Genomic DNA, 21,919 nt, shown 5'->3' with positions numbered 1-21,919 from the left:
TGCGGGGAACCGTTTCTACCGAGAGTTTTTGGCTCAGCTGGCCTTGGCGAAGTTGTTCGCCAGCACGCCGATCACCTGATCCCACAACTGCTGTGGCAGATCATGACCCATCCCGTCGAATAACACCAATCGGGCGCCGTCGATGGCGCCGGCCACCGCGCGGCCCCCGAACGGCCGCATCAGCTTGTCCGCCCGGCCGTGGATCACCACGGTGGGCGCGGTGGTCCGACGGTTGTAGCGGCGCAGGCTGCCGCTGCCCAGCACGGCGGAAAAGTGTCGGGCGACGCCCTGCGGGTAGTAGTTGCGGTCGTAGCCCTCGGCGGCCTCGGCGCGCGCCTGCTCCTCGGGCACCCGGTAGCGCGTGCTGCCGATGATCCTGCCGACCCGCACCGCGTTGTCGATGATCACCTCGCGCGGCGAGTCGGGCGGCGGCCCCTTCAGCAGCGCCAGCAGCGCCCGCGGCGCCGGCGGCGGCAGCAGCGCGGAATTGTTGCTGGAGAAGATGACCGCCAGGGTTTTGGTGCGCTGGCGGAACCGGGCGGCGAAAATCTGGGCGATCATGCCGCCCATCGACGCCCCCACGATGTGGGCGTCGTCGATGCCCAAATGGTCCAGCACGGCCGCGGCGTCGTCGGCCATGTCCTCCAGCCGGTACGCCGATTGGCTGGGCAGGCCCAGCCAGGACCGCAGCAGCCGGGTGACCAGCGGTTGCCCCGAGCTGCGGTGCTCGGTCTTGCTGGACAGCCCCACGTCGCGGTTGTCGTACCGGATCACCCGCAGCCCGCGGCCCACCAGCTTCTCGCAGAACGCGGTCCGCCACAGCAGCAGCTGGGCGCCCAGCCCCATGATCAGCAGCACCGGCGGGTCGTCGATGTCGCCCATGTCCTCGTAGTAGAGCTTCAGGTCGCCTGATATGGCGTGCCCCGTGCGGACCTGCACCATCGAAGGCCCTAGACCTCGACGTCGGATTCGAACTCGGAGGAGTGCTCGCGGCTGACCTCGACCATGAAGTTGGCGAAATACCCGGTCAATTGCGGATCCGACATCATCTGCCACTTGGGTGCCAGCAGCTTCATGTAGCGCTCGACGTAGAGGAACTGCTTGCCGATCAGCACCAGCTCGCGGGGCAGCTTGACGTCGTAGGCGTCGGCCAGCGCCGACAGCTGGCGGCCGATGTCGGCATAGGACATGTCGCCCAGGGTCTGCATGGTCAGCGGGGTGGCGAATTTCTCCAGGTCCTTGGCGGCCTGGGCTTCGGGTTTCACGGTGCCCACGGCGCCCATCAGCACCACGATCTTGCCGGCCGCGGCGTGGTCCTTCTTGACCAGCAGCGCATACACCAGCTCGCGCAGCAGCCAGCGGGTGCGCGGGTCGATGCGGCCCATGATGCCGAAGTCGAAGAACACGATGCGGCCCGCCTCGTCGACGTAGAGGTTGCCGGCGTGCAGGTCGCCGTGGAACAGGCCGTGCCGCAGCCCGCCCTCGAACAGGCTGAACAGCAGCGCCTTGACCAGCTCAACCCCGTCGAACCCGGCCTTGCGGACCGCGGCGACGTCGTCGATGCGGATCCCGGACACCCGCTCCATGGTCAGCACCCGGTCGGTGGTGAAGTCCCAGTACACCTGCGGCACCCGGATGTTTTTGCCCAGCGGCGAGGCGTGCAGGTGCGACACCCAGGCCTCCATCGACTGGGCCTCCAGCCGGAAATTCAGCTCCTCGGCCAGGTTGTCGGAGAAGTCGGCGACCACGTCCTGGGCGGACAGCCGGCGGCCCAGCTTGGCCAGCTCGACGGCCTGGGCGAAGCGCTTGAGGATCTGCAGGTCGGCGGCGACCCGGCGGCGGATGCCCGGCCGCTGGATCTTGACGACGACCTCCTCGCCGGTGTGCAGGGTGGCGTAGTGCACCTGGGCGATGGACGCCGAGGCGAACGGGGTCTCGTCCCAGCTGGCGAACAGCTCGGACGGGTCGGCCCCGAGCTCCTCGAGGAACAGCTTGTGCACCTCGTCGGGGTCGGCGGGCGGCACCCGGTCCAGCAGGCCGCGGAACTCCCGGGACAGCGATTCGCCGAACGCGCCGGGGCTGGACGCGATGATCTGCCCGAACTTGACGTAGGTGGGCCCCAGGTCGGCGAACGTCTGGGGGAGCTGCTTGATCACCTTCTGCTGCCACGGGCCCTTGGCCGGCAGCTTGGTGAGGACGCGAGCGGCGGAGCGGGTGACCTGCCAACCGGTCGCCGCTACCCGGGCCGCCTCGACCGGCAACGGCACCCGGTCGAGCTTGGCCACCTCTCGATGTTTGGTAGAGCTCATCAGTGCAGTGTGCCAAATCGGCGCTGGCGAGTCCCAATCCGCTAGCGCCGATCGCCGCCCTTCCAGGGCTGCACCCAGCCCTCGATGGCCCAGCCCTCCCGCGCGGCGATCAACTCGTACATGGTGGCGCCGTCGATCGTCTCCCGGATGATGTCGGCGTGCCCGGCGTGCCGGGCCAGCTCGTTGATGACGTGCAGGATCACCCAGCGCACCGACCAGGCCTGCTGGTCCTTGGGAAACCAGGGGATGTCGTGCGGCACCGGCACCGCGGCGTCCAGGTCGGCGGTCCGTGCCAGCCGCAGCGATTCGGCGTTCTGGGCCTCGAACGCGTCCAGCAGCTCTTGCAGCGTCTCGTCGGGCCGCATCACGTGCTGGTCGGCGAACTCGGCGGCGACCTGCTCGAACGGGCGGGTGTCCTTCGGGGGTGCGCCGGGCGCGGCGGCGACGCGGGCCATCCAGCTGCGTTGCATGCCGGTGGCGTGCTTGATCAGCCCGCCGATCGACAAGGCGCTGACCGACGGCGCCGAGCGGGCCTGCTCGTCGGTCAGGCCGTGCGACACCGCGAAGTAGGCGCTTTGGTGATACGCCAGGAATTCGCACAGGGCACTGCGTTCGTCGGCCACCGGACGGGCGAGAGCGGGCATCGGTCGATCTTAGGCTGTGCGGGCCGTAAAGTGCGGGGATGCAGGTGGTTTCGGCATGGAAATAACGTCGGCGCTCTCGACCGAGCTGTTCGTCGGGCCGCCCGAGGCGCCGCTGCAGCGGGTGCGCGTCGCCGTCGCCGGCTGCGCCGAGCGCACCCCGGTCCGCGTCGACGGCCCCGGTCTGCGCGGGCGCGCGCTCGCCGAACCCGGCGCCGAGGTCATCGAGGTGGCGGTGACGGTCGACGAACCCGTCGTCGGGCAGCGCCGGCCCGCCCGGGCGGGCGCCGGCGAGGCGGAGCTGCCGTTCGAATTCACTGTGGCCGAGCCGGGCTGGACGATGTTCATGGTCAGCCACTTCCACTACGACCCGGTGTGGTGGAACACCCAGGGCGCCTACACCAGCGAGTGGACCGAGGACCCGCCCGGGCGGGCCCGGCAGACCAACGGCTTCGACCTGGTGCACGCACATCTGGAGATGGCCCGCCGCGAGCCCGAGTACAAGTTCGTGCTGGCCGAGGTGGACTACCTCAAGCCGTACTGGGACACCCGCCCCGAAGACCGCGCCGACCTGCGCCGGTTCATCGCGCAGGGCCGGGTCGAGGTGATGGGCGGCACCTACAACGAACCCAACACCAACCTCACCAGCCCGGAGACGACCATCCGAAACCTGGTGCACGGCATGGGTTTTCAGCGCGACGTGCTGGGGGCCGACCCGGCCACCGCGTGGCAGCTGGACGTGTTCGGTCACGATCCGCAGTTCCCGGGGCTGGCCGCCGACGCCGGCCTGACGTCGAGCTCCTGGGCGCGCGGGCCGCACCACCAGTGGGGCCCGGCGACCGGCGACGGCTCCGACGGCGGCGTCGAGCGCATGCAGTTCTCCAGCGAATTCGAGTGGATCGCGCCGTCGGGCCGCGGCCTGCTCACCCACTACATGCCCGCGCACTATTCGGCGGGCTGGTGGATGGATTCGGCGGCGTCGCTGGCCGAGGCGCAGGACGCCACCTACGCGCTGTTCGTCCAGCTGAAGAAGGTCGCGCTGACCCGCAACGTGCTGCTGCCGGTCGGCACCGACTACACCCCACCGAACAAGTGGGTCACCGCCATCCACCGCGACTGGGCGGCCCGCTACACCTGGCCGCGGTTCGTGTGCGCGCTGCCCCGGGAGTTCTTCGCGGCGGTGCGCGCCGAACTGGCGCAGCGCGGCGGCGCGCCGTCCCCGCAGACCCGCGACATGAACCCGATCTACACCGGCAAGGACGTGTCCTACATCGACACCAAGCAGGCCAACCGGGCCGCCGAGAACACGGTGCTGGCCGCCGAGCGCTTCGCGGTGTTCGCCGGGCTGCTGGCCGGCGCCGAATACCCGCAGGCGGCCCTGGCCAAGGCCTGGGTGCAGCTGGCCTACGGCGCCCACCACGACGCCATCACCGGCTCGGAATCCGACCAGGTTTACCTGGACCTGCTGACCGGCTGGCGGGACGCCTGGGAGCTGGGCCGCACCGTCCGCGACGACGCGCTGGCCCTGCTGTCTCGCCGGGTCGACGGCGCCGACGTGACGGTGTGGAACCCGCTCAACGGCCGGCGCACCGACGTGGTCACCGCGCGGCTGGACGCGGCGCCGGGCGCCGGGGTGCGGGTGCTCGACGCGGACGGCGCCGAGGTGCCCGCGCACGTCGAGCACGGCGGGCGCTCGGTCAGCTGGCTGGCCCGCGACGTGCCGTCGCTGGGCTGGCGCGCCTACCGGCTGGTCGCGGGCGAGGCGGCGAGCGGGTGGGCGCCGCTGCGGGGCAGCGCGATCGCCAACGAGCACTACCGGCTGGCGGTCGACGCCGAGCGTGGCGGGACAGTGGCGTCGCTGATCGCCGACGGTCGCGAGCTGATCGGCGAGGGCCGGGTGGGCAACGAGCTGGCCGTCTACGAGGAGTACCCGTCGCACCCGAGCCAGGGCGAGGGCCCGTGGCACCTGCTGCCCAAGGGGCCGGTGGTGTGCTCGTCGGCGACGCGGGCGCGGGTGCGGGCCTACCGGGGCCCGCTCGGGGAGCGGGTGGTGGTGCACGGCCGGATCGGCACGCTGCTGCGCTACACCCAGACCCTGACGCTGTGGCGCGGCGTCGCGCGGGTGGACTGCCGCACCACCATCGACGAGTTCACCAGCGCCGACCGGCTGGTGCGGCTGCGCTGGCCGTGCCCGGTGCCGGGGGCCATGCCGGTCAGCGAGGTCGGCGACGCCGTCGTCGGCCGCGGTTTCGCGCTGCTGCACGACGGGGACCGGGCGCTGGACACCGCCCGGCACCCGTGGACCCTGGACAACCCGGCCTACGGCTGGTTCGGCTTGTCCTCGGCGGCCCGGGTCCGCATCAGCGACGGCGGCCTCCGGTGCCTGTCGGTGGCCGAGGTGGTGTCGCCGGCGGAGACGACGTCCGGCCCGCTGGCCCGGGAATTGCTGGTCGCGCTGGTCCGGGCGGGCGTCACGGCCACCTGCAGCGCCGCCGACGGGCCGCGCTACGGCCACCTCGAGGTCGACTCCAACCTGCCCGACGTGCGAGTCGCGCTGGGCGGGCCGCGCCGCAACGCCTTCACCGCGGCCGTGCTGGCCGACGCCGACCCGGCCTACGCCGACGAGCTGCGGCGTCAGCTGGCCGCGACCGGCCGGGCCAGGCTGTGGGTGCCGGCCCGCGCCCCGCTGGCCGCGGTGTGGCTGCCCGACGCCGACCTGCGCGACGCGCGGGCGCTGCCGGTGCTGGTGGTCGACGGCCGCGACGAGCGCGAGCTGCGCGCGGCGATCGCCGCGCTGGTCGACGACCTCGGCGACGCCGAGATCACCGTCACCCAGCAATCACCTTCGCGGACAGAGGGTTTCGACGATTACACCGTCGCGCTGCTGAACCGGGGTGTGCCCAGCTTCGCCGTCGACACTGCGGGCACCCTGCACACCGCGCTGCTGCGGTCCTGCACCGGCTGGCCGTCGGGCATCTGGATCGACGACCCGCGCCGCAGCGCGCCGGACGGCTCCAATTTCCAGCTGCAGCACTGGACCCACCATTTCGACTACGCGTTGGTCAGCGGCCCCGGCGACTGGCGGCGCGCCGAAATCCCTGCTCGCAGCGCGCAATTCGGGAATCCGCTGTTAGCCGTCGCGGCGGGCGGCGGCGCGGGCACCGGGCCCGGTCTGCCGCCGGCCGGTTCGCTGCTGCGGGTGCAGCCCGCCGAATCGGTCCAGCTGGCCGCCCTCAAGGCGGCCGGCAACCCGCTGGCGTCGGGCAGCGCGGCACGGCCCGACCCGACCGCGGTGGCCCTGCGGCTGGTGGAAACCGCCGGGGCGGGCACCCGCGTCGCCGTCGACTCCGAGGTGGCCACGGTGAGCGACCTGCACGCCGCCGATCTGCTGGAAAAGCCGTCCCGCCAAGTGAATTCGATCGACCTGCACGGCTACCAGGTGGCCACGGTGCTGGCCCGCCTGCACGCGCCGGCCGCCCCGGCCGGCGCCGCCGCGCTCGCGCCGCACGCCGAGGCCGCCCAGCCGCTCTACGCGCGCTACTGGCTGCACAACCGGGGCCCCGCGCCGCTCGGCGGGCTGCCCGCCGTCGCCCACCTGCATCCGGCGCGGGCGTCGGCCGACCCGGACAGCAGGGTCACGCTGCGGCTGTCGGCGGCCAGCGACTGCACCGATGCCACGCTGGCCGGCGCGGTGCTGCTGCGCTGCCCGGACGGCTGGTCGGCCGACCCGGCCGAGCTGCCGCTGCGGCTGTGCGCCGGCCAGCACCTGCAGGCCGACATCGCGGTGTCGGTCCCGGCCCGCGCCGCACCGGGGCTCTATCCGGTCCGGGCCGAACTGCGCCTCAGCGGGGACCACCTCCCGGCGTCCTGGCGCCAGGGCGTCGAGGACGTGTGCGTGATGGCGGTGGGCGACGCCGAGCGGGCGCCGCTGATCTACCTGGCCGACGAGCCGGCCGAGGTCACGCTGGAACCCGGCGAGGCCGCGGACCTGACCGTCGCCGTCGGCAGCCACGCCCGCGCCGAGCTGGCGCTGGAGGCCCACCTGATCAGCCCGTGGGGCACCTGGGACTGGATGGGGCCCGCCGCGGTCGGCGCCGTCCTGCCCGCCCGCGGCGCCGTCGACCTCGGCTTCCGGCTGGCCCCGCCGGCCTGGCTGGACCCCGGCCAGTGGTGGGCGCTGGTCCGGATCGGCTGCGCGGGCGAACTGCTCTACTCGCCGGCGGTGCGGGTGACGGTCACATGAGCGGCCACCCGGTTGCGACCGTTGCCGGCGTCCCGGTTTCCTCCGTCGAGGTCGACGCCGCCGAGGCCCGGTTGCGCGGCGGGCGCGGCGCGGCGGCGCTGCCGACGCCCGGCACCAGCGAGGGCCGGCAACTGCGGCGCTGGCTGACCCAACTGATCGTGACCCGCCGCGTCATCGCCGCCGAGGCGGCCGCGCGCGGCCTGACCCCGGCCGGTGCGCCGAACGAGGCCGAGCTGTTGCCCGACGTGACCGCCTGGCTGGAAATCGGCAGCGTGACCGCCGCCGTGCTGGCCGACCCGCTGGCCCGGGCGCTGTTCGCCGACGTCACCGCCGCGGTGGACATCGCCGAGCCGGAGCTGGCCGCCTACCACGCCCGCAACCCGCTCCGGTTCGCCCCGTCGCAGCCCGTCCAAAATGTTTGGCACACAACGGCTTTGGTTGCCCCGCCGCTGGACGAGGTGCGACGGGCGATCCGCGAGCAGTTGCGCGGCGCGGCGCGGCGGCGGGCCTTCCGGCTGTGGCTGGACGAACGCCGCGCCGCGCTGGTGCGGCTCGCGCCCGGCTACGAGCATCCCGGCGACCCCCGCCAACCCGACAACACGCATCGGCACTGATCGGCATGCTCACTCTCGGCCTGGATATCGGCGGCACCAAAATCGCTGCCGCACTTGTTGATTCGGCCGGCACGCTGGTCCACACCGCCGTCCGCCCCACCCCCAACCCGGCACCCGCCGACGACGTGTGGGATGTGGTGCACGCCCTGATCGCCGAGGAGGTGCGGGCGGCCGGCGCCCCGATCGCGGCCGTGGGTATCGCGTCGGCCGGGCCCGTCGACCTACCCAGCGGATCCGTCAGCCCGATCAACATCGCCGGCTGGCACCGTTTCCCGTTGCGCGACAAGGTCGCCGCGGTGGTGCCCGCGACACCGGTGGTGCTGGGCGGCGACGGGCTCTGCATGGCGCTGGGGGAGCAGTGGCTGGGCGCGGGACGCGGCGTCCGCTTCCTGCTGGGCATGGTGGTCTCCACCGGGGTGGGTGGCGGCCTGGTGCTCGACGGCGCCCCCTACCCGGGCCGCACCGGCAACGCCGGTCACGTCGGGCACGTGGTGGTCGAACTGGACGGCCGGCCCTGCACCTGCGGCGGGCATGGCTGCGTGGAGACGGTGGCCTCCGGGCCGTCGATGGTGCGCTGGGCGCGCGAAAACGGGTGGTCGGCCCCGCCGGGGGCCGGCGCCCGGGACCTGGCCGCCGCTGCGGCCTCAGACCCGTTGGCGCAGAAGGCGTTTCACCGGTCGGCCGACGCGCTGGCGGCGATGATCGCCTCGGTCGGTGCGGTGTGCGATCTGGACGTGGTGGTGATCGGGGGAGGCGTCGCCCAGTCCGGGCCGCTGCTGTTCGACCCGCTGCGCGAAAGGCTGGCCCACTACGCCGGGCTGGACTTCCTGTCCGGGCTGACGGTGGTGCCGGGGGAACTCGGCGGCAATGCCGGGCTGATCGGCGCGGCCCGGCTGGCGACCCTGGCGCGACCCGCCGGCTCCTAGGCTGACCCAATGGACCACAGCATCGACGCACTCGCGGTCGTGATCATGGGGCTGATGGTCGGCGTGGAGCTGGCGGTCGCGGTGTTCTTCCACCCGCTCATCGCCCGGCTGCCCGACGACGCCTTCCGCACCGCCCGCGGCGGCGCCGCGCGGGCGCTGGGCACGGTGATGCCGTTCTGGTACGCGATGACGTTGTTGCTGCTGGGCTCGCTCGCCGTGCAGGAACGGGGCGCCCACTACGACTGGCTGGTCGGCGTCGCCGCCGGCCTGATGGCCGTGGTGGTGCTGGTGACGGTGACCATGCTGGTGCCGATCAACAACCGGATCGCGAAATGGCCGGCCGGCGGGCAGCTGTCGCGCGAACTGGCGGCGCGCTGGGACCGGCGCCACCGGCTGCGGGTGGTCCTGCTGCTGGGTGCCTATGTGCTGCTCACCGTCGCGGTCACCGGAGCCGTGACCTGAGCCGTGAACCGAGCCGTGACCTGAACCGTGAAGACGCCGTTTTGGCTGATCGCGCGGCCCGCGCTATGGTGTTAGCCGATCCACCGAAGACCGTCGGTCACCGAGCAATCGGTCGAAGGTCCGGGAACATCCCGGCGGCCCACGCAGGAGGACGAGGCAGCAGCGCCGGCATCAGCGCCGGTTGTTCGTTACGCCCCGGCCGTGTCCTGCGCCGGGGCGTTCGTCGTTTTCGGGGGACACGAGACGACACGTCGCACTGACTTTCACTTCAGGAGCAGGAGGTAGGCATGGCCAGGGCTGACAAGGCCACCGCCGTTGCAGACATCGCCGAGCAGTTCAAGGAGGCGACCGCGACCCTGATCACCGAGTACCGGGGTCTGACGGTCGCCAACCTGGCCGAGCTGCGGCGCTCGCTGAGCGGGGCGGCCACCTACTCGGTGGCCAAGAACACGCTGGTCAAGCGGGCGGCGTCGGAGGCCGGCATCGAGGGCCTGGACGAGCTCTTCGCCGGCCCGACGGCCATCGCGTTCGTCACCGGGGAACCGGTCGACGCGGCCAAGGCCATCAAGACCTTCGCCAAGGAGCACAAGGCGCTGGTCATCAAGGGCGGCTACATGGACGGCCGGGCGCTCTCGGTCGCCGAGGTGGAGCGCATCGCCGACCTCGAGTCCCGCGAGGTGCTGCTGGCCAAGCTGGCCGGCGCGATGAAGGGCAACCTGGCCAAGGCGGCCGGGCTATTCAACGCCCCGGCCTCGCAGGTCGCCCGCCTGGCGGCCGCCCTGCAGGAGAAGAAGGCCGCCGAAGGCCCCGCCGAGGCCCCGCAACCAGCTGCCGAAACACCCGCCGAGGCCCCCGAGGCCCCGGCCGACGCCGAATAACCACCAAACCCGGAACTTGGGAAGAACAAGGAAGGACCCACACCCATGGCAAAGATGTCCACCGACGACCTGCTCGACGCGTTCAAGGAGATGACCCTGCTGGAGCTCTCCGACTTCGTGAAGAAGTTCGAGGAGACCTTCGAGGTCACCGCGGCCGCCCCGGTCGCCGTCGCCGCGGCCGGCCCGGCCGCCGGTGGCGCGCCCGCCGAGGCCGCCGAGGAGCAGTCGGAGTTCGACGTGATCCTCGAGTCCGCCGGCGACAAGAAGATCGGCGTGATCAAGGTGGTCCGCGAGATCGTCTCCGGCCTGGGCCTCAAGGAGGCCAAGGACCTGGTCGACGGCGCGCCCAAGCCGCTGCTGGAGAAGGTCGCCAAGGAGGCGGCCGACGACGCCAAGGCCAAGCTCGAGGCCGCCGGCGCCACCGTCACCGTCAAGTAAGCCGGTTCGCGCGATACCCCCGGGACGCCTGCCCGTGCAGGCCCCGGGGGTTTCGTGTGCTCAGCTCCCGAGCATCGCTGAGCGCATCGACTGCGACACCCGCTTGGGTGAATCGCCAAGAGCGACAAGCAGATTCGAGGTCATCGAGCCGAGCACCGGCAGCACCGCCGAGCCGTCGTCGCCGCAGTAGCCGGCCAGCTCGAGCATCACGAACCCGTGGATGGACGCCCAGAACTGGGCCGCCGTCGCCACCACCGCGCCGTCGTCGTCGGCCGAGCCGGCGGTGATCCGCCCGGCCCGCATGCACCGGTGTACCGCGCGCACCACGTGCGCGAAGCTGGGGTAGTTCTGCTCGATCTCGGCCACCGTCAGCGTCAGCACGTTGTGGGCGGGCGCGTTGATGCCGTGCGCGCTGGTGCTGCCGAACATCAGCCGATACATGTGCCGATGTTTGATCGCGTAGCGCCGGTAGGCCGCGCCGATCACGAACAGGTCCGCGACCGGGTCGTCGGTCGGCGGCACCGTCAGCGCGGCGTCGAACTGCCGCAGCCCCTCCTCGGCCACCTCGGCGATCAGCCCGCGCATCCCGCCGAAATGGGTGTACACCGCCATCGTCGAGGTGCCCGCCGCCCCGGCGACCTTGCGGGTCTGCAGCGCGTCGGGACCGTGCTCGTGCAGCAGCGCCACGGCCGCGGCGAGCATGCCGTCGCGGACGTTGCGCTGCGGGGCTGGTTGCGAAGTCATCGTTGCGATCGTCCCTTCCCCGGCGTACCGTCGCAATAACAGCGTCATATCAATGTTATAGGAGCAGGCATGACCTCCACGCGCACCGTCGCCAATCCCTATCTGGACGGCTTCCTGGCGCCGGTGCGCGCCGAAGTCACCGCGTTCGACCTGCCCGTCACCGGACGCATTCCCGACCACCTCGACGGGCGCTACCTGCGCAACGGCCCCAACCCGGTCGCCGAGGTCGATCCCGCGACCTACCACTGGTTCAGCGGCGACGGGATGGTCCACGGCGTGGCGCTGCGCGACGGGCGGGCCCGCTGGTATCGCAACCGCTGGGTGCGCACCGCGCACGTGTGCGCCGCGCTCGGCGAGCCCGCGCCCGGCGGGCTGGACCCGCGCGCCGGAATGCTGTCCGTCGGACCCAACACCAACGTGCTCGGCCACGCCGGGCAGACGCTGGCCCTGGTCGAAGGGGGCGGCGCCAACTACCGGCTCACTGAGGACCTGGACACCGTCGGCACCTGCGACTTCGACGGAACCCTGTTCGGCGGCTACACCGCCCACCCGCACCGCGACCCCCGTACCGGCGAATTGCACGCCGTCTCCTACTCGTTCGGGCGAGGGCGCCGCGTGCAGTACTCGGTGATCGACACCGCCGGGCGCGCGCGGCGCACCGTCGACATCGAGGTGAGCGGGTCGCCGATGATGCACGACTTCTCGCTCACCGACGAGTACGTGGTGATCTACGACCTGCCGGTGACGTTCGACCCCGTCCAGGTGATGCCGGCCGACGTGCCGCGCTGGCTGAGCGCACCGGCGCGGCTGGTCGTGCAGTCGCTGCTCGGGCGGGTGCAGCTGCCCGGCCCGATGGCCACGGCGATGAACCGCAATCGGCAGCCGCTGCACCGGATGCCCTACCGGTGGAACGACGCCTACCCGGCGCGGCTGGGTGTCATGCCCCGCGACGGCGGTAACGACGAGGTTCGGTGGTTCGACATCGAGCCCTGCTACGTCTACCACCCGCTCAACGCCTACTCCGAAATACGTGACGGCGCAAAGGTTTTGGTGCTCGACGTGGTGCGCTACTCGCGGATGTTCGACCGCGACCTGCGCGGTCCCGGCGACACCCGCCCGACGCTGGACCGCTGGACCGTCAACCTGGCGACCGGGGCGGTCGGCAGCGAGCTGCGCGACGACCGCCCGCAGGAGTTCCCCCGGATCAACGAGGCCCTGCTGGGCCGGCGGCACCGCTTCGGCTACACCGTCGGCACCGACGGCGGCTACCTGTCCGACGGCGCCTCGGAGATGTCCACCGGCCTGTACAAGCACGACTACGCCACCGGCTCGCGCCGGGTCGCGCCGCTGGACCCCGACCTTTTGATCGGCGAGATGTGCTTCGTGCCGAACCCGGCCGGCGGCCAAGACGGCGCGGAGGACGACGGCATCCTGATGGGCTTCGGCTATCACCGCGGCCGCGACGAAGGCCAGCTGGTGTTGCTGGACGCCCAGAGTCTCGAGCAGGTGGCGACCGTGCACCTGCCGCAGCGGGTCCCGATGGGCTTCCACGGCAACTGGGTGCCCGCTGGCTAACACGTGCGTCAAATAAGTTGTGCCGCGCGCGGTTCCGGGTGATCTCCGGACGGCCAAATTTGCACGGCGGTGCCGCGCAACCCTGATGCCGTGTGGCAGGCGTGCGCTACAGTGACTCATGCCACAGAAAAGGGCAGGTGGCGGGCATGAGCGTCGACGGAAGGATCTCCCATGGGTGTCGCTATTGAGGTGAACGGCCTCACGAAGTCCTTCGGATCGTCACGAATTTGGGAGGACGTGACCCTGGAAATCCCCGCCGGGGAGGTCAGCGTGCTGCTGGGGCCGTCGGGTACCGGCAAATCGGTGTTCCTGAAATCGCTGATCGGTCTGCTGCGCCCCGAGCGCGGCTCGGTGGTCATCGACGGCACCGACATCCTGCAGTGCTCGGCCAAGGAGCTCTACGAGATCCGCACCCTGTTCGGCGTGATGTTCCAGGACGGCGCCCTGTTCGGTTCGATGAACCTGTTCGACAACGCCGCCTTCCCGCTGCGCGAGCACACCAAGAAGAAGGAAAGCGAGATCCGTGACATCGTCATGGAGAAGCTGGAACTGGTGGGTCTGGGCGGCGACGAGAAGAAGTTCCCCGGCGAGATCTCCGGCGGTATGCGCAAGCGCGCCAGCCTGGCCCGCGCCCTGGTGATGGACCCGCAGATCATCCTGTGCGACGAGCCGGACTCCGGTCTGGACCCGGTGCGCACCGCCTACCTGAGCCAGCTGATCCTCGACATCAACGCCCAGATCGACGCCACCGTCCTGATCGTCACGCACAACATCAACATCGCCCGCACCGTGCCGGACAACATGGGCATGCTGTTCCGCCGCAAGCTGGTCATGTTCGGCCCCCGCGAAGTGCTGCTGACCAGCGACGAGCCCGTGGTCAAGCAGTTCCTCAACGGCCGCCGCATCGGGCCGATCGGCATGTCCGAGGAGAAGGACGAGGCCACCATGGCCGAAGAGCAGGCCGCGCTGGAGGCCGGTCAGCACGCCGGCGGTGTGGAGGAGATCGAGGGCGTGCCGCCCCAGATCGTCGCCTCGCCGGGCATGCCGGAGCGCAAGGCCGTCGCCCGGCGCCAGGCCCGGGTGCGCGAGATCCTGCACACCCTGCCGCAGAAGGCGCAGGCGGCGATCCTCGACGACCTGGAGGGCACCCACAAGTACCGGGCACACGAGGTCGGCGACTAGCGCGGCCGGCCCGAAAGTTCGCGATAACTTCGCGTAACTTGGCGGCCCGCCCTCTTGACGACGGGCCGTAAACGGGCCAGTCTGTTGGGCAGCATGTATCCAGCGGAAACTCGAGACGCCAGCCAGCGCCGATGTCCCTGGATTGCTTGTGCTGGACAGTTGAGGAATGCGCCGCCCTGCGCTATTGTTGGACGTTGCGCTGGCTACCTCCTGCCCACCTCACCCGCCACTTGACACCGTGGTCTAAGCCTGAGCCCCTTGATGTGGCTTAGTTCTTTAGTTGCGCGCGTGAGATCCGGACAGTTCGTTTGCCGGCCGAACCGACACAATTCGCGGCGAACGCAGCCGGTGGCCCCGGCCTTCGTGAGTCGCACGAGGTGCTGGAAGGATGCATCTTGGCAGATTTCCGCCAGAGCAAGACGGATCGCCCACAAAGTTCCTCAAACGGATCAAGTTCCTTGAACGGCTCCGTGCCCGGAGCGCCCAACCGAGTTTCCTTCGCCAAGCTGCGCGAACCGCTCGAGGTTCCCGGCCTGCTGGACGTGCAGATCGACTCCTTCGAGTGGCTGATCGGCGCGCCACGGTGGCGTGAGGCCGCGATCGCCCGCGGCGACGCGGAGCCCAAGGGCGGGCTGGAAGAGGTGCTCGACGAGCTGTCGCCGATCGAGGACTTCTCGGGCTCGATGTCGCTGTCTTTCTCCGACCCCCGCTTCGACGAGGTCAAGGCGCCGGTCGACGAGTGCAAAGACAAGGACATGACGTACGCGGCCCCGCTGTTCGTCACGGCCGAGTTCATCAACAACAACACCGGCGAGATCAAGAGCCAGACGGTGTTCATGGGCGACTTCCCGATGATGACCGAGAAGGGCACCTTCATCATCAACGGGACCGAGCGCGTGGTGGTCAGCCAGCTGGTCCGCTCGCCGGGCGTGTACTTCGACGAGACCATCGACAAGTCCACCGAGAAGACGCTGCACAGCGTCAAGGTGATCCCCAGCCGCGGCGCCTGGCTGGAGTTCGACGTCGACAAGCGCGACACCGTCGGCGTGCGCATCGACCGCAAGCGCCGCCAGCCGGTCACCGTGCTGCTCAAGGCGCTGGGTTGGACCAACGAGCAGATCACCGAGCGGTTCGGCTTCTCCGAGATCATGATGTCGACGCTGGAGAAGGACAACACCGCCGGCACCGACGAGGCGCTGCTGGACATCTACCGCAAGCTGCGCCCGGGCGAGCCGCCGACCAAGGAGTCCGCGCAGACCCTGCTGGAGAACCTGTTCTTCAAGGAGAAGCGCTACGACCTGGCCCGGGTGGGCCGCTACAAGGTCAACAAGAAGCTCGGCCTGCACGCCGGTGAGCCGATCACCAGCTCGACGCTGACCGAGGAAGACGTCGTCGCCACCATCGAGTACCTGGTGCGCCTGCACGAGGGTCAGCCCACGATGACCGTCCCCGGCGGCATCGAGGTGCCGGTGGAGACCGACGACATCGACCACTTCGGCAACCGCCGGCTGCGCACCGTCGGTGAGCTGATCCAGAACCAGATCCGGGTCGGCATGTCCCGGATGGAGCGCGTCGTCCGCGAGCGGATGACCACCCAGGACGTCGAGGCCATCACGCCGCAGACCCTGATCAACATCCGTCCCGTCGTGGCGGCGATCAAGGAGTTCTTCGGCACCAGCCAGCTGTCCCAGTTCATGGACCAGAACAACCCGCTGTCGGGGCTCACCCACAAGCGCCGCCTGTCGGCGCTGGGCCCGGGTGGTCTGTCCCGGGAGCGGGCCGGGCTGGAGGTCCGCGACGTGCACCCGTCCCACTACGGCCGGATGTGCCCGATCGAGACCCCGGAGGGTCCCAACATCGGTCTGATCGGCTCGCTGTCGGTGTACGCGCGGGTCAACCCGTTCGGGTTCATCGAGACGCCGTACCGCAAGGTGGTCGACGGCGTGGTCACCGACGAGATCCACTACCTGACCGCCGACGAGGAGGACCGCCACGTGGTGGCGCAGGCCAACTCGCCGATCGACGGCAAGGGCCGGTTCGCCGAGGCCCGGGTGCTGGTCCGCCGCAAGGCGGGCGAGGTCGAGTACGTGCCCTCGTCCGAGGTGGACTACATGGACGTGTCGCCGCGCCAGATGGTGTCGGTGGCCACCGCGATGATCCCGTTCCTCGAGCACGACGACGCCAACCGTGCCCTGATGGGCGCCAACATGCAGCGCCAGGCGGTTCCGCTGGTGCGCAGCGAGGCGCCGCTGGTGGGCACCGGCATGGAGCTGCGCGCCGCGATCGACGCCGGCGACGTCGTCGTCGCCGAGAAGTCCGGGGTGATCGAGGAGGTCTCCGCCGACTACATCACCGTGATGGCCGACGACGGCACCCGGCACACCTACCGGATGCGCAAGTTCGAGCGGTCCAACCACGGCACCTGCGCCAACCAGAGCCCGATCGTCGACGCCGGCGACCGGGTCGAGGCCGGCCAGGTCATCGCCGACGGTCCGTGCACCGAGAACGGCGAGATGGCGTTGGGCAAGAACCTGCTCGTGGCGATCATGCCGTGGGAGGGCCACAACTACGAGGACGCGATCATCCTCTCCAACCGGCTGGTTGAGGAGGACGTGTTGACGTCCATCCACATCGAGGAGCACGAGATCGACGCCCGCGACACCAAGCTGGGCGCCGAGGAGATCACCCGGGACATCCCGAACGTCTCCGACGAGGTGCTGGCCGACCTCGACGAGCGCGGCATCGTGCGCATCGGCGCCGAGGTCCGCGACGGCGACATCCTGGTCGGCAAGGTCACCCCGAAGGGGGAGACCGAGCTGACGCCGGAGGAGCGGCTGCTGCGCGCCATCTTCGGCGAGAAGGCCCGCGAGGTCCGCGACACCTCGCTGAAGGTGCCGCACGGCGAGTCCGGCAAGGTCATCGGCATCCGGGTGTTCTCCCGCGAGGACGACGACGAGCTGCCCGCCGGGGTCAACGAGCTGGTCCGCGTCTACGTGGCCCAGAAGCGCAAGATCTCCGACGGTGACAAGCTCGCCGGCCGGCACGGCAACAAGGGCGTCATCGGCAAGATCCTGCCGCAGGAGGACATGCCGTTCCTGCCGGACGGCACGCCGGTGGACATCATCCTGAACACCCACGGTGTGCCGCGACGGATGAACATCGGCCAGATCCTGGAGACCCACCTGGGGTGGGTGGCCAAGTCCGGGTGGAACATCGACGGCAATCCCGAGTGGGCGGTCAACCTGCCCGAGGAGCTGCGGCACGCACAGCCGAACCAGATCGTGTCGACACCGGTGTTCGACGGCGCCAAGGAAGAGGAGCTGGCCGGCATGCTGTCGTGCACGCTGCCCAACCGCGACGGCGAGGTCATGGTGGACGGCGACGGCAAGGCGGTGCTGTTCGACGGCCGGTCCGGGGAGCCGTTCCCGTACCCGGTGACCGTCGGCTACATGTACATCATGAAGCTGCACCACCTGGTGGACGACAAGATCCACGCCCGCTCCACCGGCCCGTACTCGATGATCACCCAGCAGCCGCTGGGCGGTAAGGCGCAGTTCGGTGGCCAGCGCTTCGGTGAGATGGAGTGCTGGGCCATGCAGGCCTACGGCGCGGCGTACACGCTGCAGGAGCTGTTGACCATCAAGTCCGACGACACGGTCGGCCGGGTCAAGGTGTACGAGGCGATCGTCAAGGGCGAGAACATCCCGGAGCCGGGTATCCCCGAGTCCTTCAAGGTGTTGCTCAAGGAGCTGCAGTCGCTGTGCCTCAACGTCGAGGTGCTCTCCTCCGACGGCGCGGCGATCGAGCTGCGCGAAGGCGAGGACGAGGACCTGGAGCGGGCCGCGGCGAACCTGGGAATCAACTTGTCCCGCAACGAATCCGCGTCCGTCGAGGACCTGGCTTAACCAACTTTTTCACTAACCAAACCCGCAAGGGGAAAGGGAGTTACGTGCTCGACGTCAACTTCTTCGATGAACTCCGGATCGGTCTGGCCACCGCGGAGGACATCAGGCAATGGTCGTACGGCGAGGTCAAGAAGCCGGAGACCATCAACTACCGCACGCTCAAGCCGGAGAAGGACGGCCTGTTCTGCGAGAAGATCTTCGGACCGACTCGCGACTGGGAGTGCTACTGCGGCAAGTACAAGCGCGTGCGCTTCAAGGGCATCATCTGTGAGCGCTGCGGCGTCGAGGTGACCCGCGCCAAGGTGCGCCGCGAGCGCATGGGCCACATCGAGTTGGCCGCGCCCGTCACGCACATCTGGTACTTCAAGGGCGTGCCGTCGCGATTGGGCTACCTGCTCGACCTGGCGCCCAAGGACCTCGAGAAGATCATCTACTTCGCCGCGTACGTGATCACGTCCGTCGACGAGGAGATGCGGCACAACGAGCTCTCCACCCTCGAGGCCGAGATGATGGTGGAGCGCAAGGCCGTCGAGGACCAGCGCGACGCCGACCTGGAGGCGCGCGCCCAGAAGCTGGAGGCCGACCTGGCCGAGCTGGAGGCCGAGGGCGCCAAGGCCGACGCGCGGCGCAAGGTCCGCGACAGCGGCGAGCGGGAGATGCGCCAGATCCGCGACCGCGCCCAGCGCGAGCTGGACCGGCTGGAGGACATCTGGAACACCTTCACCAAGCTGGCCCCCAAGCAGCTGATCGTCGACGAGAACCTCTACCGCGAGCTGGTCGACCGTTACGGCGAGTACTTCACCGGCGCCATGGGCGCGGAGTCGATCCAGAAGCTCATCGAGAACTTCGACATCGACGCCGAGGCCGAGCAGCTGCGTGACGTCATCCGAAACGGCAAGGGGCAGAAGAAGCTTCGCGCCCTCAAGCGGCTCAAGGTGGTCGCCGCGTTCCAACAGAGCGGCAACTCGCCGATGGGCATGGTGCTCGACGCCGTCCCGGTGATCCCGCCGGAGCTGCGCCCGATGGTGCAGCTCGACGGTGGCCGGTTCGCCACCAGCGACCTCAACGACCTGTACCGCCGGGTGATCAACCGCAACAACCGGCTCAAGAGGCTGATCGACCTCGGCGCGCCCGAGATCATCGTCAACAACGAGAAGCGGATGCTGCAGGAGTCCGTCGACGCGCTGTTCGACAACGGCCGCCGCGGCCGCCCGGTCACCGGGCCGGGCAACCGCCCGCTGAAGTCGTTGAGCGACCTGCTCAAGGGCAAGCAGGGCCGGTTCCGGCAGAACCTGCTCGGTAAGCGCGTCGACTACTCGGGCCGTTCGGTCATCGTGGTCGGCCCGCAGCTCAAGCTGCACCAGTGCGGCCTGCCCAAGCTGATGGCGCTCGAGCTGTTCAAGCCGTTCGTGATGAAGCGGCTGGTCGACCTCAACCACGCGCAGAACATCAAGAGCGCCAAGCGGATGGTGGAGCGCCAGCGTCCGCAGGTGTGGGACGTGCTGGAAGAGGTCATCGCCGAGCACCCGGTGCTGCTGAACCGCGCGCCCACGCTGCACCGGTTGGGCATCCAGGCCTTCGAGCCGATGCTGGTGGAGGGCAAGGCAATTCAGCTGCACCCGTTGGTGTGTGAGGCGTTCAACGCCGACTTCGACGGTGACCAGATGGCGGTGCACCTGCCGTTGAGCGCCGAGGCGCAGGCCGAGGCCCGCATCCTGATGCTGTCGTCCAACAACATCCTGTCGCCCGCGTCGGGCCGCCCGCTGGCCATGCCGCGACTGGACATGGTGACCGGGCTGTACTACCTGACCACCGAGGTCGAAGGCGACAAGGGCGAGTACCGGCCCGCGGCCAAGGACACCCCCGAGGTGGGCGTGTACTCCTCGCCGGCCGAGGCCATCATGGCCGCCGACCGCGGGGTGCTCTCGGTGCGGGCCAAGATCAAGGTGCGGCTGACCCAGTTGCGTCCGCCTGCCGAGATCGAGGCCGAGCTGTTCGGTGCCAACGGCTGGCAGCCGGGCGACGCCTGGATGGCCGAGACCACGCTGGGCCGGGTGCTGTTCAACGAGCTGCTGCCGGTGGGCTACCCGTTCGTGAACAAGCAGATGCACAAGAAGGTGCAGGCGTCGATCATCAACGACCTGGCCGAGCGCTACCCGATGATCGTCGTCGCGCAGACCGTGGACAAGCTCAAGGACGCCGGCTTCTACTGGGCGACCCGCAGCGGTGTCACCGTGTCGATGGCCGGCGTCTTGGTTCCGCCGCGCAAGAAGGAGATCCTCGACCAGTACGAGGAGCGGGCCGAGAAGGTCGAAAAGCAGTTCCAGCGTGGTGCTTTGAACCACGACGAGCGCAACGAGGCGCTGGTGGAGATCTGGAAGGAAGCCACCGACGAGGTCGGTCAGGCGCTGCGCGAGCACTACCCGGCCGACAACCCGATCATCACGATCGTCGACTCGGGCGCCACCGGTAACTTCACCCAGACCCGGACGCTGGCCGGCATGAAGGGTCTGGTGACCAACCCGAAGGGTGAGTTCATCCCGCGTCCGGTCAAGTCGTCGTTCCGCGAGGGCCTGACCGTGCTGGAGTACTTCATCAACACGCACGGCGCTCGAAAGGGCTTGGCGGACACCGCGTTGCGTACCGCCGACTCGGGTTATCTGACCCGTCGTCTGGTGGACGTCAGCCAAGACGTCATCGTGCGCGAGCACGACTGCGAGACCGAGCGGGGCATCGTCGTCGAACTGGCCGAGCGTCAGCCCGACGGCACCCTGATCCGTGACCCGTACATCGAAACCTCGGCGTACGCACGGACTTTGGGCACCGACGCGGTCGACGAGGCCGGCAACGTCATCGTCGCCCGCGGCGAGGACCTCGGTGACCCGGAGATCGACGCCCTGCTGGCGGCCGGCATCACGTCGGTCAAGGTGCGCTCGGTGCTGACCTGCACCACGGGCACCGGCGTGTGCGCGATCTGCTACGGCCGGTCGATGGCCACCGGGAAGCTGGTCGACATCGGCGAGGCCGTCGGCATCGTCGCCGCCCAGTCCATCGGTGAGCCCGGTACCCAGCTGACCATGCGTACCTTCCACCAGGGTGGTGTCGGTGAGGACATCACGGGCGGTCTGCCCCGGGTGCAGGAGCTGTTCGAGGCCCGCATCCCGCGCGGTAAGGCGCCGATCGCCGACGTCACCGGCCGGGTGCGGCTCGAGGACGGTGAGCGGTTCTACAAGATCACCATCGTTCCCGACGACGGCAGCGAGGAGGTCGTGTACGACAAGCTGTCCAAGCGGCAGCGGCTGCGCGTGTTCAAGCACGAGGACGGCTCCGAGCGGGTGCTCTCCGACGGCGACCACGTCGAGGTGGGCCAGCAGCTGATGGAAGGCTCGGCCGACCCGCATGAGGTGCTGCGTGTGCAGGGCCCGCGCGAGGTGCAGATCCACTTGGTCCGCGAGGTCCAGGAGGTCTACCGCGCGCAGGGTGTGTCGATCCACGACAAGCACATCGAGGTGATCGTTCGCCAGATGCTGCGCCGCGTCACCATCATCGACTCGGGCTCGACGGAGTTCCTGCCCGGCTCGCTGATCGACCGCGCGGAGTTCGAGGCGGAGAACCGCCGGGTGGTGGCCGAGGGCGGCGAGCCCGCCGCCGGGCGTCCGGTGCTGATGGGTATCACGAAGGCGAGCCTCGCCACCGACTCGTGGCTGAGCGCGGCGTCGTTCCAGGAGACCACGCGAGTGCTGACCGACGCGGCGATCAACTGCCGCAGCGACAAGCTCAACGGTCTGAAGGAGAACGTGATCATCGGGAAGCTGATCCCGGCCGGTACCGGGATCAACCGGTACCGCAACATCCAGGTGCAGCCGACCGAGGAGGCCCGGGCCGCCGCGTACACGATCCCGTCCTACGAGGATCAGTACTACAGCCCGGACTTCGGCCAGGCCACCGGCGCCGCGGTGCCGCTGGACGACTACGGCTACAGCGACTACCGCTAGTCAGTGC

The 21,919-nt window shown here is 69.9% G+C and carries 14 protein-coding genes; 10 read left to right on the top strand and 4 right to left on the bottom strand.

All coding sequences use genetic code 11. The features are described from left to right. Nucleotides 1-33: 33 nt before the first annotated feature. From MAA44156_RS19670 to MAA44156_RS19660, 3 genes are read right to left on the bottom strand one after another with little or no spacing between them, the layout of a single operon-like run. Nucleotides 34-942 (bottom strand): alpha/beta fold hydrolase, encoded by a 909-nt coding sequence (locus tag MAA44156_RS19670; protein WP_011726103.1) that lies wholly within the window; start codon nt 940-942, stop codon nt 34-36. An 8-nt stretch (nt 943-950) separates the two neighbouring features. Beyond that, the gene (locus MAA44156_RS19665) at nt 951-2,309 is read right to left on the bottom strand and encodes an ABC1 kinase family protein (RefSeq protein ID WP_010950242.1); all 1,359 of its coding nucleotides are present in this window, start codon (nt 2,307-2,309) and stop codon (nt 951-953) included. 41 nt (nt 2,310-2,350) lie between these two features. Further along, nucleotides 2,351-2,932 (bottom strand): DinB family protein, encoded by a 582-nt coding sequence (locus MAA44156_RS19660; RefSeq protein WP_009979144.1) that lies wholly within the window; start codon nt 2,930-2,932, stop codon nt 2,351-2,353. Nucleotides 2,933-3,008: 76 nt separating this feature from the next. Here MAA44156_RS19660 and MAA44156_RS19655 point away from each other — a divergent pair, with 76 nt between their 5' ends. The 6 genes from MAA44156_RS19655 to rplL all read left to right on the top strand — a co-directional run bounded on the left by MAA44156_RS19655 (nt 3,009) and on the right by rplL (nt 10,511). Then, nucleotides 3,009-7,193 (top strand): glycoside hydrolase family 38 N-terminal domain-containing protein, encoded by a 4,185-nt coding sequence (locus tag MAA44156_RS19655; protein WP_033724738.1) that lies wholly within the window; start codon nt 3,009-3,011, stop codon nt 7,191-7,193. Next, on the top strand, nt 7,190-7,807 hold the full coding sequence (locus tag MAA44156_RS19650; RefSeq protein WP_009979139.1) for a DUF7158 domain-containing protein: 618 nt from the start codon (nt 7,190-7,192) through the stop codon (nt 7,805-7,807). Before MAA44156_RS19655 ends, MAA44156_RS19650 begins: the two co-directional genes overlap by 4 nt. Nucleotides 7,808-7,812: 5 nt before the next feature. Further along, on the top strand, nt 7,813-8,733 hold the full coding sequence (locus MAA44156_RS19645; protein WP_009979138.1) for an ROK family protein: 921 nt from the start codon (nt 7,813-7,815) through the stop codon (nt 8,731-8,733). Nucleotides 8,734-8,742: 9 nt separating this feature from the next. Then, on the top strand, nt 8,743-9,195 hold the full coding sequence (locus MAA44156_RS19640; RefSeq protein ID WP_009979136.1) for an anthrone oxygenase family protein: 453 nt from the start codon (nt 8,743-8,745) through the stop codon (nt 9,193-9,195). 287 nt (nt 9,196-9,482) lie between these two features. After that, nucleotides 9,483-10,073: a 50S ribosomal protein L10 gene (gene rplJ / locus MAA44156_RS19635; protein WP_009979135.1), complete on the top strand. Its 591-nt coding sequence runs from the start codon at nt 9,483-9,485 to the stop codon at nt 10,071-10,073. 45 nt (nt 10,074-10,118) lie between these two features. Then, a complete protein-coding gene (gene rplL, locus MAA44156_RS19630; RefSeq protein ID WP_003873555.1) occupies nt 10,119-10,511 on the top strand; it encodes a 50S ribosomal protein L7/L12 in 393 nt (130 codons plus the stop codon). 60 nt (nt 10,512-10,571) lie between these two features. On the opposite strand, the gene MAA44156_RS19625 is transcribed toward rplL, so the two are convergent. After that, nucleotides 10,572-11,255, bottom strand: a complete 684-nt coding sequence (locus tag MAA44156_RS19625; protein WP_009979132.1) for a TetR/AcrR family transcriptional regulator — start codon at nt 11,253-11,255, stop codon at nt 10,572-10,574. A 69-nt stretch (nt 11,256-11,324) separates the two neighbouring features. On the opposite strand from MAA44156_RS19625, the gene MAA44156_RS19620 reads away from it, so the two are divergent. From MAA44156_RS19620 to MAA44156_RS19605, 4 genes are all read left to right on the top strand, one after another. Continuing rightward, nucleotides 11,325-12,830: a carotenoid oxygenase family protein gene (locus MAA44156_RS19620; RefSeq protein ID WP_009979131.1), complete on the top strand. Its 1,506-nt coding sequence runs from the start codon at nt 11,325-11,327 to the stop codon at nt 12,828-12,830. A gap of 171 nt (nt 12,831-13,001) precedes the next feature. Then, nucleotides 13,002-14,012 carry an ABC transporter ATP-binding protein gene (locus MAA44156_RS19615; protein WP_003873552.1) on the top strand — a complete coding sequence of 337 codons (1,011 nt, stop codon included), beginning with the start codon at nt 13,002-13,004 and terminating at the stop codon, nt 14,010-14,012. 395 nt (nt 14,013-14,407) lie between these two features. Beyond that, nucleotides 14,408-17,917, top strand: a complete 3,510-nt coding sequence (rpoB, locus tag MAA44156_RS19610) for a DNA-directed RNA polymerase subunit beta (RefSeq protein ID WP_085988274.1) — start codon at nt 14,408-14,410, stop codon at nt 17,915-17,917. Between the two features lie 44 nt (nt 17,918-17,961). Then, nucleotides 17,962-21,912: a DNA-directed RNA polymerase subunit beta' gene (locus MAA44156_RS19605; protein ID WP_009979128.1), complete on the top strand. Its 3,951-nt coding sequence runs from the start codon at nt 17,962-17,964 to the stop codon at nt 21,910-21,912. Nucleotides 21,913-21,919 lie beyond the last annotated feature (7 nt).

Source organism: Mycobacterium avium subsp. avium, assembly GCF_009741445.1.
GTDB classification, from domain to species: Bacteria; Actinomycetota; Actinomycetes; order Mycobacteriales; family Mycobacteriaceae; genus Mycobacterium; species Mycobacterium avium.
The sequence above is the reverse complement of the archived record's forward strand: the minus strand, read 5'-3'. Positions and strand labels throughout refer to the sequence as shown.